14 protein-coding genes are annotated in these 14,951 nt (G+C 62.8%); 9 read left to right on the top strand and 5 right to left on the bottom strand.

From position 1 onward, the window contains the following. Nucleotides 1–9 precede the first annotated feature (9 nt). The 4 genes from EYW42_RS06245 (at nucleotide 10) to EYW42_RS06235 (ending at nucleotide 3,604) form a co-directional block, all read left to right on the top strand. Complete coding sequence (locus EYW42_RS06245; RefSeq protein ID WP_135534391.1) at nucleotides 10–492, top strand: hypothetical protein; 483 nt, start codon at nucleotides 10–12, stop codon at nucleotides 490–492. Between the two features lie 15 nt (nucleotides 493–507). Next, on the top strand, nucleotides 508–633 hold the full coding sequence (locus tag EYW42_RS20420) for a hypothetical protein (protein ID WP_310732942.1): 126 nt from the start codon (nucleotides 508–510) through the stop codon (nucleotides 631–633). Further along, a complete protein-coding gene (locus EYW42_RS06240) occupies nucleotides 591–998 on the top strand; it encodes a hypothetical protein (protein ID WP_310732941.1) in 408 nt (135 codons plus the stop codon). The genes EYW42_RS20420 and EYW42_RS06240 overlap by 43 nt, the downstream gene beginning before the upstream one ends. A gap of 140 nt (nucleotides 999–1,138) precedes the next feature. Further along, nucleotides 1,139–3,604 carry an STT3 domain-containing protein gene (locus EYW42_RS06235; protein ID WP_135534390.1) on the top strand — a complete coding sequence of 822 codons (2,466 nt, stop codon included), beginning with the start codon at nucleotides 1,139–1,141 and terminating at the stop codon, nucleotides 3,602–3,604. Nucleotides 3,605–3,638: 34 nt separating this feature from the next. Here the strand turns inward: EYW42_RS06235 and EYW42_RS06230 are convergent, their stop codons facing one another. Continuing rightward, entirely contained in the window at nucleotides 3,639–4,322 is a 684-nt protein-coding gene (locus EYW42_RS06230) for a hypothetical protein (protein ID WP_135534389.1), read from the bottom strand. Between the two features lie 118 nt (nucleotides 4,323–4,440). Between EYW42_RS06230 and EYW42_RS06225 the strand changes: the two genes are divergently transcribed. Further along, a complete protein-coding gene (locus EYW42_RS06225) occupies nucleotides 4,441–5,121 on the top strand; it encodes a VOC family protein (RefSeq protein ID WP_135534388.1) in 681 nt (226 codons plus the stop codon). A gap of 207 nt (nucleotides 5,122–5,328) precedes the next feature. Then, a complete protein-coding gene (locus EYW42_RS06220) occupies nucleotides 5,329–6,087 on the top strand; it encodes an MBL fold metallo-hydrolase (RefSeq protein WP_135534387.1) in 759 nt (252 codons plus the stop codon). A gap of 124 nt (nucleotides 6,088–6,211) precedes the next feature. Here the strand turns inward: EYW42_RS06220 and EYW42_RS06215 are convergent, their stop codons facing one another. From EYW42_RS06215 to EYW42_RS06200, 4 genes are all read right to left on the bottom strand, one after another. After that, nucleotides 6,212–7,447, bottom strand: a complete 1,236-nt coding sequence (locus EYW42_RS06215; protein WP_135534386.1) for a Cdc6/Cdc18 family protein — start codon at nucleotides 7,445–7,447, stop codon at nucleotides 6,212–6,214. Nucleotides 7,448–8,414: 967 nt separating this feature from the next. After that, nucleotides 8,415–9,125, bottom strand: a complete 711-nt coding sequence (locus EYW42_RS06210) for a sugar phosphate nucleotidyltransferase (RefSeq protein ID WP_135534385.1) — start codon at nucleotides 9,123–9,125, stop codon at nucleotides 8,415–8,417. Between the two features lie 233 nt (nucleotides 9,126–9,358). After that, nucleotides 9,359–9,658, bottom strand: coding sequence for a DUF5779 family protein (locus tag EYW42_RS06205; protein WP_135534384.1), 300 nt, complete (start codon nucleotides 9,656–9,658; stop codon nucleotides 9,359–9,361). 65 nt (nucleotides 9,659–9,723) lie between these two features. Next, nucleotides 9,724–10,179, bottom strand: coding sequence for a ferritin-like domain-containing protein (locus tag EYW42_RS06200; protein WP_135534383.1), 456 nt, complete (start codon nucleotides 10,177–10,179; stop codon nucleotides 9,724–9,726). Between the two features lie 480 nt (nucleotides 10,180–10,659). On the opposite strand from EYW42_RS06200, the gene EYW42_RS06195 reads away from it, so the two are divergent. The 3 genes from EYW42_RS06195 to ilvN all read left to right on the top strand — a co-directional run bounded on the left by EYW42_RS06195 (nucleotide 10,660) and on the right by ilvN (nucleotide 14,933). After that, nucleotides 10,660–11,904 (top strand): LeuA family protein, encoded by a 1,245-nt coding sequence (locus EYW42_RS06195; RefSeq protein WP_135534759.1) that lies wholly within the window; start codon nucleotides 10,660–10,662, stop codon nucleotides 11,902–11,904. Between the two features lie 586 nt (nucleotides 11,905–12,490). Beyond that, nucleotides 12,491–14,287, top strand: a complete 1,797-nt coding sequence (ilvB, locus tag EYW42_RS06190) for a biosynthetic-type acetolactate synthase large subunit (RefSeq protein ID WP_135534382.1) — start codon at nucleotides 12,491–12,493, stop codon at nucleotides 14,285–14,287. Between the two features lie 55 nt (nucleotides 14,288–14,342). Continuing rightward, nucleotides 14,343–14,933, top strand: coding sequence for an acetolactate synthase small subunit (gene ilvN / locus EYW42_RS06185; protein ID WP_135534381.1), 591 nt, complete (start codon nucleotides 14,343–14,345; stop codon nucleotides 14,931–14,933). Nucleotides 14,934–14,951: the final 18 nt, after the last annotated feature.

Below are 14,951 nucleotides of genomic sequence, written 5' to 3'. Positions count from 1 at the left end.
ACGTCGGGTATGTCACCGATCCGACGCGGAGTGATGTTTCTGCTCCTTGTCGGGGCGATCGGCGGGCTCTGCGTCCACTACGAGGTCACAGAGGACCAGCGGGACCCCTACCCCGCGGCTGAGGATATCGATGCCGACTACGACCGGCACGTCGGGGAGACTGCGTTGCTGATCGGCACCGTCGAGAGCGTCGACCGCGACGCCGGAACGGCGCGTCTCCGGGTGGATCACGACGGCGGGGCGTTCACGATGACGCTGGCTGAGTTTCGCACGACCGTCGAACCGGGCGGCACGGTGCAGGCGTACGGTACGCTCGAAGCCGAGCGGACGCTCCGCGTCTCGCGGACCGTCGTCGTCAACGAGAGCGGCGGCTCGAAACTGTACAAGTACGCCGTCTCGGTCGCCGGAGCGGCGCTCGTTCTCGGCCTCTTCTTCCGACACTGGCGGATAAACCTGGAGACGGTCGCGTTCGAGGTGAGAAACCGTGATTGATCGGGGGGACCGCTGATGGCTGATCTGCTCTCGCACGTCCTCGTCGCGTACGCCGCCTTCACCGTCGCGAGCTGGCAGGCGGACTGGTTAACTGACGAGTGGATCGCAGTCGGCACCGGCGGAGCGGCGATCCCGACCTGATCAAAGTCGAGATAGTGGTCGGTAGCGGGACGATCGAGACGGTACTCGGCGTCCCGTTCGACGTGAGTGCCGTCGGAACGCTCGGCGGCGTTCTCCTCGTCGCCGGCGCGATCGCGCTCCTGTTCGGTGAGCGACGATATCGCGCGTACTGTCTTCTCGTGGCCGGTGGCTGTTCTGCGCTCGTCCTCGACGGGATGCGGAAGTACGCCGACGGACGGGCGGGCGACTGGCTGTACCCCGTCCCGTGGAACCCGCCGTCGCCGAACCTCTACGTCTCATCGGACTCGACCGTACTCGGCGTCGCGCTCCTCGTGGCGCTCATCGTCGGAACGCTAAACCGACGCGTGTTCGGCGGCTCTGAGTGAGTGAACTGGCTACGATGTCGGGGTTCCCCTGTGTCGCCTAGTACGGGGTGGAACACCGTCCGAGCTGGAGCGCGGACTACCGTCGCGGGTCGCGACGCGGAGTAGTTGGATTTATGCGAGTGTGAACTCTCCGGCAGAACATGACTGCTCCGCGTGAGGAGATATCCGACCTCCTCGCGGGCCGCCCCGAGTTCGAGTCCGCCCTCCGGGAGATATTGGACGTCGACGAGCGTCGGGAGACGTGGACGTTCGACGACGTTTCTGCCGATTCCGGGACCTTCGGCGAACTCGTCTCGCGGGACGTGGTCGAACGCGTCGGCGACGAGTATCGACTGGCCGACCCGACGGCAGTCCGGGCGGCACTGGACGGCGAGTCGTCCCCAGAGGGTTCGCACCGTTCGGAGTCGGCGTCGACCGGAGACCGCGCCACTGCGGGGACGAACGCGGCCGCGAACGGACGCGGCGTGGCGGACGAGCTATCGAGGCTTCGCGAGCGTCTTCCGTCGCCGTCGCGCAACACCGTTGTCGGGATCGTCGCCGCACTCGCTCTCGTCGCCGCCTTCCGTCTCGTCGCCTATCCGAGCGTGTTCCGAGACGGCGACATCGTTCTGCTCGCGAACGATCCGTACTTCTACCGCTACTGGCTTCTCGAACTCGTCGCCGAGGGCGCGGGGCCGTTCGCGGTTCCCGAGGGGGTCCTGAACGGCGAGCCCCTGCTCGTCGCCGTCCTCTGGACCGCGACGCTCGCTGTCGGCGGTGATGCCCGCGCGGTTGACCTCGTACTCGCGTGGTATCCAGTCGTCGCTGCTCTGGTCACGGGGCTAGCCGTGTACGGGGCAACCGTCCGCCTTACGGACGACGCGCGGATCGGACTCGCCGCGACGGGCTTGCTCGCCGTGATGCCGATTCACGCCTACCGGTCTGCGGTGGGCTTCGGCGACCACCACGCGTTCGACTACATGATCGTCGCCGTGTCGCTGTACGCCCTCGTCGGCCTCGCGAGCGTCGACAGGGACCTGTCGCCGCGGTCGCTTACCGCTCGTGCCGCCCCCTGGGCGGTTCTACTCGGAGGAGCGCTCGCCGCGCAGGTGCTGGCGTGGAACGCCGGACCGCTTCTGATACTGCCGGCCGGACTCTACCTGCTGGCCCGGTCGTTGCTGGAACTGCGCGCCGGCCGGTCGCCGCTTCGCGGCGTCGCACCGACGCTCGCCGCTGCCGGCCTGGCCGCCACACTGGTCTGGGCCGCCCACGGGGCGTGGCAGTGGCAAGCGAGCTACGTCGCGCTCACGCCCGTATTCCTGTTCGGAGGTGGGCTCGCGGCGGCGCTCGTCGGCGAGGGGAGTCACAGAGCGGGCCTCTCGTGGAAGGCCGCGAGCGGTACTCTAACCGCCGCGTCGGTCGGCGTCTTCGCCATCGCGTGGACGCAGTTCCCGGAGTTCGCAACGGAGTTCCGGGAGGAGACGGAGCGTCTCGCGCTGAAAGCCGGCCAGAGCGAGATCGTAGAGACGGCGTCGCTGTTCGACGCCGACCTCGGCGGGCCGTTCGCGCCGATCTTCTACTTCGGTCTCGTGCTCTTTCTGGCGCTGCCTTACGCGGTCTGGGGCGTGTGGGTCGCCGAATCGCGCGACCGTCCGGACTGGCTGGCCGCGTCGACGTTCGTGGGCCTGTTGCTGGTCCTCGGAACCCTTCAGGTCCGGTTCGCGGGGGCCCTCGCGGTCCCAGTCGCCGTCTTCGCGGGCGTTGGCTTCGTCCACCTCGCGAGCGTGGTCGACCTCGCACGTCGCCCCGCGTGTCTCTCCGGGAGCGATGATACCGACAATCATCGTTCGGACTTCGGGGAGAACCGGAACGATGCGAGTCGTTCGACAGTCCAGATCGGCAACGTAGACGGCCGTAGCCTCGGGCTACTCCTTGCGGTAACGGTGCTGATAGCGGGTCTCGGCGCGTTCCTGACGCCCCTGCTCACGAACGACCTCACTGTCGAATCGGAGTCCTATCAGGCGGCGACGTGGATCCAGGGCGACGCCGCCGAGCGCGGACTGGCGGAAAACGAACGGTACGTGTTCAGCCAGTGGGACCGGAACCGGATGTACAACGCGTTCGCGAGCGGTGACTCCCGATCGTACGGGTTCGCACGCTCGAACTACGACGGGTTCCTCGCGGCGACGAACGGAACCGAGTGGTACGAACGACTCGACGGTCGGGTCCAGTACGTCGTTACCGCTGACCGAACGATAGGTGATAGCGTCTCCGAGGACGCGATGTACTACCGACTTCACGAGGAGTATGGCGTCGACACCGACCACTACCGCGCGGTGTACGCTACCGACGACGGCACTCGAAAGGTCTTCACGCTCGTCTCCGGGGCCACGGTAACCGGACCGACGTCGTCGAACGACACTGTGAACGTTTCGAGAACGGAAGACGTCGACCTCGGGGAAACGTCGGTCGACTACGAACGGACGGCGGCGGTCGAGAACGGCACGTTCAGCGTCGTCATCACCCAGCCGGGCGAGTATTCGGTCGGTGGACGAACCGTGACGGTCTCCGAAGCGGCGGTGGTAAACGGTACGGCCGTCGAAGTGTCCGAGAACTCGACGACGTAATCGGAGACGCCGCGCGGGACCCTGACGGCGTCTGTTACACCGGCAGTAGTTTCTTGGCGTTTTTGAGGTAGAGTTCCGGCGCTGTCCGTCGAGCGTTGCGGAGCGCGGCGTCCAGAGCTTTCTCGGCGTCTTTCGACACACCTTCGCCGTGACCGACGAGCAACCGGTCGATAACCAGGCCGCTGAGTGCGTCACGCGGCGGCAGTGCGCGAAGCATCGGATGCACGCCGAGGCGTTTCGACCCGGTCCGGAAGTAGTCGACGGTCCCGACGGCTTCCGGAACGACGAGCGTTCGCGAATCGGCGTCGTACAGCGCCACTTCGTGCCAGATCGGGTTATCGACGACGGATATCGCGTGAAAGTTCGTGTTCCCAAGCGTTTTATCGAACGTTTTGGTTCGCGCGTGGATATCCTCGGCGACGCCGCTGAGCGTTCGCGGGAGATGGACCGACACGTCGTGGCGGGATGCGAGGGCGTCGGCGTCGCGCGTGTGTCGGTCGAGAAGGACAACGACTCCTGCCACGTCGCCGAACGGAGCGATCAGGTCGTCCAGGCCGTCACAGTCGACTGGGTCGACGAGCCAAACATCACCGTCGTTTACGAGTGCGTGACTGGCCCGTTGCATGGTTTCGTCGGGGTGAGCGATCCACCCGACGCCACCGTTCCAGCGGTCAGTTTCTCGGAAGCCGCTCGTTCGGCCGTCACCTGTAGGCGACATACACGGACACAGGGATTCGAGGTGTATAAACGGTCGTCAAAATCGCCTTTCAGCCCGGTAACGGCCGCTTGTTGAATCTCTGCCGAGATATTAAGTCACCGCCGGAAGTAGTGACGGTATGCTCAGCGGACTGCGGTGGCTCGCCCTCGAAGTGAAATCCATCGACCGAGCCAGGGAGTTCTACGCCGAGGCGCTTGATATGACGGTCGAACGCGAGGGCGAGTGCGAGGTCGAACTGCGGGCAGGAGACAGTACTCTGATTCTCCGGCGTCCGCAGGAGATACCCCGCGGTGGTCTGCACACTCACTACGCGTTCGCTATTCCCGCTGACGAATACCAGTACTGGTGGGACCGACTCAGTCGAGAGTTCGATCTGCAGGAACGACAGTTCGGGTCGGGGAAATCACTGTACCTGTACGATCCCGACGGTAACTGCGTCGAACTCGCTCAGCGACCGGTCGACGGCGACGGTATCTGCGGGATCTTCGAAGTCGTTCTGGAAGTGGCTGACCTCGACCGCGCGGAGGAGTTTTACACGTCGCTCGGTTTCGAGACTGTAGACCGCGGGAAAGACCGGAGACGAGTCCGTCTCGGCGGGCCGGTCGATCTCGAACTGTGGGAACCACAGTTGGGGATCGCCGACGGCCGCGGTGGCGTTCACGTCGACCTCGGCTTCGACACTGACGACAGCCCCGGCGTGGCCGTCGACGCGGTTCTTAACCGCGCTTCGAAGGTCACCATGATCGGCGAGAACGTCAGGATCACCGACCCCGACAACCACCACTTGCAGTTCTGCTGAACTTCCGTTGTGTGATACCGCTTCCGGTCAAACGCGATCCGCGTCGGCGTTCTCTTTCAGCCGTGGATTTCAATGAAGAGCTATGATTTTCCGATGAAGAGCTAAGGTTTTCCGATGAAGAGTCGTGATCGAGGAAACGGCGTTTTCCACACACACACGTTTCGGGGCCACAGACTTTTGCCAGTCTCCGTGGAAGTGACCCAACGCATGCGCGTTACTCTCCTGGGGACTGGCACCGCATTACCGACGGGCGACAGATACCAGAGCGGTGCGCTTGTGGAATCTGCTGACCGGTCCCGACGGATACTGGTAGACTGCGGGAGCGGCGTTCTCCATCGCCTCGCAGACACAGATGCAGGATACGAGTCGGTCGACGCCGTACTGTTAACCCACACACATCTCGATCACGTTGCCGACCTCCCCTCGCTGGTGAAAGCCAGAGTACTCTCCGGAGTTTCGGAGTTGGAGATCGTCGGACCGAACGGAACGGACGAGACGCTCGATCACCTACTGGCGGTCGATAACGTCCAAGAACGGGCCGACCTGACGGTTCGGGAAATCGGCCCCGGGCAGTTCGACGCCGCCGGATTCCAGATGCGTGCCTGTGAGGCAGACCACTCCGTGCAGACGTTAGGATACAGGTTCGACGATGATGGGTCGGATACCGAGACCGACGGCATCACCTTTAGCGGCGATACCAGAGCGACCGAGAGCGTCGCGGAACTCGCGGACGGTTCGTCGGTACTCGTGCACGACTGCGCGCATCCGGACGGGGAAGGTGGAGGTGACCACGCGTCACCATCAGAGTTAGCCGGGACGCTCGCCGGACGAAACATCGACACGGTGTATCTGACACATCTATATCCGGGGACCAGAGGAAAGGAAGGTGCGATGGTAGCGGCGGTCGAAGGGCGGTTCGACGGGGACGTGAAAGTCGCACTCGACCGGGAATCGTTCGAAGTGTGACTACCAGTCGGTCAGTGTTGGCGATAGCTGTCTTGCGGCGACATCTCCGGTACTCGCTTGGAACCGTCCGTTTGCGGTAGTGGAGGGGTTGTCAGTCGCAGTAGTGGAGGCGACCGGTTTGTGACTATGCGGCGTCGTCTGCCCACTGCGTCATTCGGTTGTCTTCAAGCAGGATCTCTCGGACGATGTCCGGATCCTCGATGAGCCGGTTCTTCAGGGTCACACCGCCGGCCAGACCCTGGTTGAGTTTTTCGACATCGACGATGCCGAGGAACGCCTGCTCTTTCAGGATATCGCGGAAACGGCGCTCGGAGAGCGTGTCCATGTCGATCTCACCGCAGATGACGCGGTACTGTTTGAACACTTCACGCGTCGGAAACGCCTCGGTGTCGTTGTTGAGAGAGAGTTCAGCGAGCGAGAGGAGCGCAGTTTTGGCCTGGGTTGGCGCGCCGTCGATGAGTTCGCGGAAGCGGTCCTTCTCAGCGAGTTGCTGGGCGTCGCGGACGTGCTCTTCGGTAACGACGTCTGAGCCGTTCTTGTAGGCTATCTTGCCCGCGTGCCGAAGGATGTCGATCGCCTTTCTGGCGTCACCGTGTTCCTGTGCGGCGAACGCCGCACAGAGCGGGATCACGTCGTCGGTGAGCACATCCTCCTGAAAGGCGTCCGCGCGGTTTCGCATGATCTCGCGGAGTTGCGTCGCGTCGTACGGCTGGAAGAACAGTTCCTTGTGCTGAAGGCTGGATTTGACCCGTTCGTTCAGGTTCTCGGCGTACTGGATCTTGTTACTTATCGCGATGACGCCGATGTGGCAGTCGACCTTGTTCGCCTCCTCGGCGCGGGAGAGTTTCATCAGGAGGTCGTCGTCGGCCATCAGGTCGACCTCGTCAAGGATCACCATCATCACGTCGTAGCGCCGGTCGAGTATCTGCCACAGGCGCTTGTAGTATTTCGACGTGCTGAGACCCGTCTGCGGGACGGAAATGTCCGTTTCGATCTCTTCGTTTAACGTGTTGGCCAGCGAAGAGACGGCCTGCGTTTCGGTGTTGTCCTCGGAGCAGTCGAGATACGCGGTTCCGACCGAGACGTCGTCCTCCGAGAGGTCTTGCGCACGTCCCATCACGTATTTCGAAACGAGCGATTTCCCGGTCCCCGTCTTCCCGTAGACGATGACGTTGTCGGGGGAGTACCCCTCGATAGCGCCGCGCAACTGCTCGGCCAGGTCGCGGATCTCGTCGTCGCGGCCGACGATCCGGTCGGGTTCGGGGACGTGCCCGATGCTCAAGAGCTGCTTGTTCGCGAAGATCTGGTCTTCCTGCTCGAACACTTCCTTCGCGATGTCCGCTGACTCTCGACTTCCCATCGTATCCCTCAATCGATGGGTCACTGATAAACTACGCGGTTTCGCCCACCCCGGACTTCCGATGCTTCGGCGTACAGAACACGCCGGATGATCTCACGGTTCGGATCGGTTCTGGATCGGGATTTTCCCCTGAACTGGAGGCCCACCCCGTGTTTCCGATGCTACCGGGTCACAGATAGTGGGTACGGGAACCAGTTACACCCACCCCACGTTTCCGATGCTTCCGGTCGAGAAGGCCGGGGGGAAGATCGGTCAGTTACGAATCCCCATCGTATCGAATGCCTTGACTGTCACACCCCTCGTTTCCGATGCTTTCGAGGATATCAGTCCACCAATCGCGGGAGAATCAGGCTTAGTAGACCGACACTCAGTCCTGTAAGTCCCGATAGTCCTGCATCGGCTCTCGTTTTTCCCACCATTCTCGTCTTTCTACCTGAAGGGTATCCGAGAGAGCGTCCGTGTTTTGCTCGACCGGATTAACGCGAGTTACTCTATTCTCTCTCGCGTCGAAGAACACTGAAACCACTGACACTGTCGTCAGATCCGCACGAAGATCGATCTTCATCTGGGCTCTTTTATTCGGCTAGTGGACTATTTCCAACATGACATATTAAAGCTTTTCTAAATAATATTCAGATTATTCGGCGGTAAGCTAGAAACGAACATCTTTCGTCGACTCCCGGCCGAAGAACTCCGCTACCCCCACTCTATCTCTCTCAAAGCATCGGAAACGTGGGGTGGGTGTCTGAGGGATCGTCACAGCTATCTACTCGAGTTCGTGTCCGGCCAGATCGTGTTCTTGTCCAGATCCGCGAGACTGTCCCGAAGGCAACGTAGCAACTCGTTCGGGTCCGCCGCATCTACAAATCTACCGAGTATAGGACGGATGAACGGGGTGAGTGCTCAAACGAGTGTCAGCAGTCGAACGAGTGTAAGCGCTCGACGTGATAGCAAAAGCTTCGTCGGGTCACTGGCCGAGTTGTCGTTCGACCCCTTCGATGTCGGACTCCGTGTTGACGTTCACCCGCCAACCGTCGAGTTCGACCGTCTCGACCGTCCTGCCGCTTCCGATCAGGAGGCCGATGGCGTCGGTTAGTTCGTACTCCCCCCGGTCGCTCGGCTGGACTAAATGACAGGCGTGGAATATCAAGGTCGAAAAGACGAAAAACCCGGTCTGAATGAGCGTCGACGGCGGATCGTCCGGTTTCTCGACCAGCGAAACGAGCGTACCGTCCGCCCCGGTTTCCGCGACACCTGTCGTTTTGGCTTTCTCTTCGGTAACGTCCTCGACGAGGAGCGTCGCCTCCGACTCACTCTCTCGATGCCGGTCAACCACCGTCGTCAGATCCGCGCGAAAGACGTTATCGCCGTTGACCAACACGAAGTCGTCGTCTACGTACGGTTCGGCCTGCAACAGTGCGTGCGCCAGTCCTAACTGTTCCCGCTGGTGGACGTACGTTATCGGTACGCCGCCGTACTGGTCGCCGTAGTGGTCAATAACGTCGGCCTTGCGATAGCCGACGACGACGACGAGTTCGTCGACCCCAATGTCGACCAGCGCATCGAAACAGTGCGTCAACAGCGGTTTACCGGCGACATCGACGAGTCCTTTCGGTCGTTGGTCAGTCAGCGGTCGGAGTCTCGACCCTTCCCCGGCGGCGAGAACAACGGCGTCCATGTCTGTACGAACACGAACGCGCGGACGCTGGAAAAAACCACACCGTGAGTGATGCCCGGCATCGATCCTCCTACTACGTCGTCACCTACTGCCACGTCGACGCCTCCTACCCTGTCGACACCCCTACCACGTCGACGTTACAGCACCGCTTCAGAGCTCCACGGACCGATACCGAAATCCGACAGTCCGACCGAGGCACCGGCGGACGCCGTCGCGATACGAACGGTCGACTGCTATTCCAACCGGTCCGTGTCGATGTGAACGCCGGGTGGCGCAGCGAGCAAGAACCCCCTGAAGTGAACGAGTTCGCCGCCCTCGTCTCTCACGTCGCGTGCGAACCCGGCGGCGAGTTCGTTCACGTCTCCCTCGACGTTTAGTACGAGTATCGTTCCCTGTTCGATGGTTTCGATCCACTCCTCGTCCGGCGTCGTCCCGTCGAGTACGCCGAGTTCGATCCGCGCGGCCCCCATCCCGTCGTCTTCATCCTCGATGTGGTCCTCGACCGACCTGAGGTCGAGACTGAAGTCGCTCATACTTCGGGGTCGTCCCCCCATGAGAAAAATCCTCGCCCCACAGAACCGTTCGGCGGGGATTTGGGTCAGTCGTTCCGGTACTCTTTCCGGAACCCGCGGAACTCGGTTCGGTGGGCCTCCTCGTCAGCGAGGATGGTGACGGCGAGGTCCTCAGTCACCGGATCGTCGGCATCCTCGGCGGCGGTAATGATGGAGCGATACGTTTCGATAGCGTCTTCCTCGGCCTCCAGAACCCCCTCGATAACCGAGAGGACGTCCGTGCTATCCTCGGGCGGTTGGAGGCTCTGTTGGTTAGCCTGGAAGTCCATCGACGCCGGCGGCCGCTGGTCTAGTTGCTTCAGTCGCTGGCCGATCATCCGAGCATGGTCGAGTTCCTCCTGAATGTCCGCTTCCAGGCTCTCTTTGACCTCTTCGGCGCTGACTCCGTCCAGCACGATTGAGTTGGTCAAGTAGTTCATCACCGTCTCGATTTCGTCCCCGTACGCCTTTCTGAGTAACTGCGTTACCTGATCGCTCGTCATCCCCACGGACGTACCACATCCAGCGGCTTAGTTGCGGGCCTGAACGGGCCAACTGCTCAATCAAAACGGACTCGTCGTTCGGCCCAACCCCCACCGTTTGGCCAACCCTCCACCGTTTGGCCACGTCCTACCCTATTCGGTCCTTCCTCCGGAGCGTCGGAGCGAGTGTCTCCGACAGTTTTCTACGTGACGGCCGGACTGTCATCGACAGTCCGCAACTGATCACTCTGCACCGCTCGAAGCGCGTGCGAGTTCACGCACGGATTATTTTACGGCTCTAGGCGGAAACTATTCAATATCACTATCGATGACGTCGTTCATCTCCCTCCGTGCCTTCCGTAGTGTATAAGGAATATGTAGAAAACAAGGCCGTCTACGTCTTGCGATTTGCCGAATACGACTGTGTTATCATGTTCGAAACATATACGCCGAAACCTGTCACAGGGACACCTTTATATATTGGAAAGGGCCCCTACACAGATACCATGCCTGAGCGCAATACGCAGTCCATGGATTCGTCCTCCGGTACAAGCCGGGGGGATCGAGTTCTTCCAGGGCACGTTAGATTCCACTAGCGAGATAGACAGCGCACGAGTTTTCGACACGACGCTCCGTGACGGGGAGCAGTCGCCGCGCACGTCATTCTCCTATGAGGACAAACGCGAGATAGCCACGGCACTCGACCGGATGGGAACTCACGTCATCGAAGCCGGGTTCCCCGTCAACTCCGACGCCGAGTTCGAGGCCGTAAGCGACATCGCTAAAAGCACAGATACGACGGTTTGCGGGTTGGCCCGCGTCGTCGACAAGGACATCGAAGCGGCCCTCGACGCTGGCGTCGAGATGGTGCACGTGTTCGCGTCCACCAGCGACGTACAGATAGAGGATTCGATGCACGCGACCCGCGAGCAGGTGATGGAACGGTCCGTCGACGCCGTCTCCCGCCTGCGAGATGCCGGCGTCGAAGTAATGTACTCGCCGATGGACGCCACGCGGACGGACGAGGCGTTCCTGGTCGAGATAATCGAGGCCGTCACCGAGGCGGGAACCGACTGGATCAACGTCCCCGACACCTGCGGTGTCGCGACGCCGCGGCGGTTCCACGACCTGATCGAGATGGTCTGTGAGCACACGACCGCCCGCGTCGACGTGCACACGCACGACGACTTCGGGATGGCGACCGCGAACGCCATCTCCGGCATCGAGGCCGGGGCCGACCAGGCGCAGGTCAGCGTCAACTCCATCGGGGAGCGCGCGGGCAACGCAGCCTACGAGGAGTTCGTGATGGCGATAGAGAGCGTCTATCAGGTCGACACCGGCATCGACACGACCGGTATCACCGCGCTCTCGCGGCTAGTCGAGGAGAAGTCGGGCGTCGACGTACCGGGCAACAAGCCCGTCGTCGGCGACAACGCGTTCGCTCACGAAAGCGGCATCCACGCCGCGGGCGTCATCGAGAACTCCGACACCTTCGAGCCGGGCGTCATGACGCCCGGGATGGTCGGTGCACAGCGGGAACTGGTACTGGGCAAGCACACCGGCAATCACTCGGTACGAGAACGCCTGCAGGACGCGGGCTTCGACCCGAGCGACGACGAGGTACGTGCCGTCACTCGACGCGTCAAGGACTACGGCGCGGAGAAACAGCGCGTCACCATGACCGACCTGAAACAGTTCGCCCGAGAGGAGGGCGTCGACCGCGAACAGGAGGAGGTCCACGCCTGATGATGCCCGCCCGGTTCGCCCCCGTCCGCCAGCGGCAGGTAGACGATATCGGCCAGCGGACAGTCCGCGACTCGGGCGCATCCGATCACCCCTTCGGGGTCACCTGTTCGAACCGAGGGGTCCACCACTCACACCGCCGGACTAACAACTCGCACTGCCGGAGTCGTTACTCACACCGCCGGACTCACCACGCACCGCGGGGAACTCATCGCTCGCGCGAAGTGTGTTACTGTTCACCCGATGTGAGCAATCATTGCGACTCGCACAAGAGTTATACTGCCGGAACTCACTACCTCACTATCAATGAGACAGTCACTGACTTCCGCTCCCGTGCAGTCGCGGAGCGGCGGGGCTGTCCTGGTAGCTCTTCTCGGCGAGATTATTGTAGGGGCACACTAGCCCCTACACTACTCCATTCTCGACCGGCGTTCGTATCGACCTTCGACCCAGCACCTGCCCCAACCATGTCCAGTACACCTACAGCAGTCACACAGTATCGCCCGACGACCACATCCCTCGCAAACCGCCAACCGGCAACCGCGGAGTCCGGACCGTACCGACCGACACCGTTCGGAGGAGGGACCAGATGACCGAGCAAGTTCCACCGACCACTCAGACGAAGGCGGAGGCGCAAGCGAGCGACGCTGAGGACGCTGAAGCGGCAGCGAAACAGGCCGTGTCGACCGGCGCGGGGTCGGTCGTCGCGACCCTCGAAAGCGCGGGCGTCGAACACCTCTTCGGCGTCCAGGGGGGCGCGATCATGCCCGTCTACGACGCTCTGTACTACTCCGACCTGAACCACGTCACAATGGCCCACGAGCAGGGCGCGGCCCACGCCGCTGACGCGTTCGGCATCGTCTCCGGCGACCCGGGCGTCTGCCTGGCGACGTCCGGTCCCGGCGCGACGAACCTGGTGACCGGCATCGCCGACGCGAGCATGGACTCAGACCCCCTGATCGCGCTGACCGGTCAGGTTCCGACGGATTTCGTCGGTAACGACGCCTTTCAGGAGACTGACACGACCGGCGTCACCGACCCGATCACGAAGACGAACTACTTCGCCGACGACGCGGAAACCATCGGCGACGTAGTCGGCGAGGCGTTCGCCGTCGCGGACGAAGGTCGACAGGGGCCGACGCTGGTCGACCTGCCGAAGAACATCACGCAGGAAGAGACCGAAACGAACTCCGGCGAGACGACGACGCCGGACACGTACAACCCGCCGGAGGAAGCCGACGAGGGAACCGTCGGGGCAGCCGCTGACGCGCTCGCGGCCGCCGAGAAACCCGTTATCCTGGCCGGCGGCGGCGTTATAAAAGGCGAGGCGACCGACGAACTGCGGGCGTTCGCACGGGAGTACGAGATCCCAGTCATCACGACGATGCCCGGAATCGGGGCGTTCCCCGAGGACGAAGAGCTCTCGCTGGAGGTCGCCGGCATGCACGGCACCGGGTACGCCAACATGGCGGTCACCCACTGCGACGTGTTGCTCGGCGTCGGCACGCGGTTCGACGACCGCCTGACGGGCGGCGTCGACTCGTTCGCGCCGGAGGCCGAGGTCATCCACGTCGATATCGACCCGGCCGAGATATCGAAGAACATCCACGCGGACTACCCGCTGATCGGCGACGCCGGGCGTGTGATAGACCAGCTAGACGACGAGTTAGATAACCGCCCCGACCCCGCCGACCGCTATGCCGAGTGGCGCGAGCAGGTCGGGACATGGAAGGAAGAGTACCCGATGGATTACGCCACACCCGACGACGAGCCGCTGAAGCCGCAGTTCGTCGTCGAAGTGCTGGACGAGGCGACCGAAGACGACACCGTCGTCACCACCGGCGTCGGCCAGCATCAGATGTGGGCGTTCCAGTTCTGGACCTACACTGAGCCCCGGACGTGGGTCTCTTCGCACGGTCTGGGCACGATGGGGTACGGCTTGCCGGCCGCCATCGGCGCTCGTCTCGCGGCCGACGACGACCAGTCGGTCGTCTGCTTCGAAGGCGACGGCTCTTTCCTGATGACGGTGCAGGAACTGTCTGTCGCGGTCCGCGAGAACCTGGATATCACCGTGGCCGTCCTGAACAACGAGTACGTCGGGATGGTCCGACAGTGGCAGGACGGCTTCTTCGAAGGCCGACGGATGGCCTCGGAGTACTCGTGGTGTCCGGACTTCGCGAAACTCGCGGAGGCATTCGGCGCGCGCGGGTTCACCGTCGCGGACTACGACGGCGTCGAGGACGCGGTGGAAGCCGCGGTCGAGTACGACGGGCCCGCCGTCATCGACTTCCACATTGACCCCGAGGAGAACGTCTTCCCGATGGTTCCCAGCGGCGGGAAAAACGGGAAGTTCGCACTGCAAACGGACCATCTGGACCAGCTATGACGAACGCCGAACCACCGCTGACGACTGTCGAAATCGCTCGAACGGAGGGCAGACGATGACCGGAGGGCTCCCCGGACCCGATCCGGGTGCGCGGCCACATCCCGACGGCCGCCGCAACTCTCAGGGCGCTCGCATCGACCCCGCGGTCGAGGCAGAGCCGGAGGCCCAGCGCGCCGTGCTGTCGGCGACGGTCAAACACGAGCCAGGCGTGCTGGCCGCCGTCTCGGGGCTGTTCTCCCGGCGGCAGTTCAACATCGAGAGCCTCACGGTCGGGCCCACAGAGGAGGAAAACCGCGCCCGGATCACCCTCGTCATCGAGGAGCCCGAACCGGGCATCGAACAGGCGAAAAAGCAACTGGAGAAGCTCATCCCCGTCGTCTCGGTGACGGAACTGGAAACCGACGCCACCCAGCGCGAACTCGCGTTGATCAAGGTGTCGGGCGAGAAGCCCGACCAGGTCCAGTCCGTCGCCGAGATGTACGGCGGCGAGGCCGTCGACGTCAGCCAGGAGACGGTCACCGTCGAGATAACGGGAAGCAGACAGAAGATAGAGGCCGCTGTCGACACCTTCCACCGGTTCGAGATACTGGAGGTCGTCCGCACCGGCACGGCCGCGCTCGAACGGGGCGCGGAGGAAACGAGATGACGAACGCGTTCACCCCCC

The organism is Halostella pelagica (genome assembly GCF_004762015.1).
GTDB classification, from domain to species: Archaea; Halobacteriota; Halobacteria; order Halobacteriales; family Natronoarchaeaceae; genus Halostella; species Halostella pelagica.
This window is presented reverse-complemented; position numbering and strand designations above follow the sequence as displayed.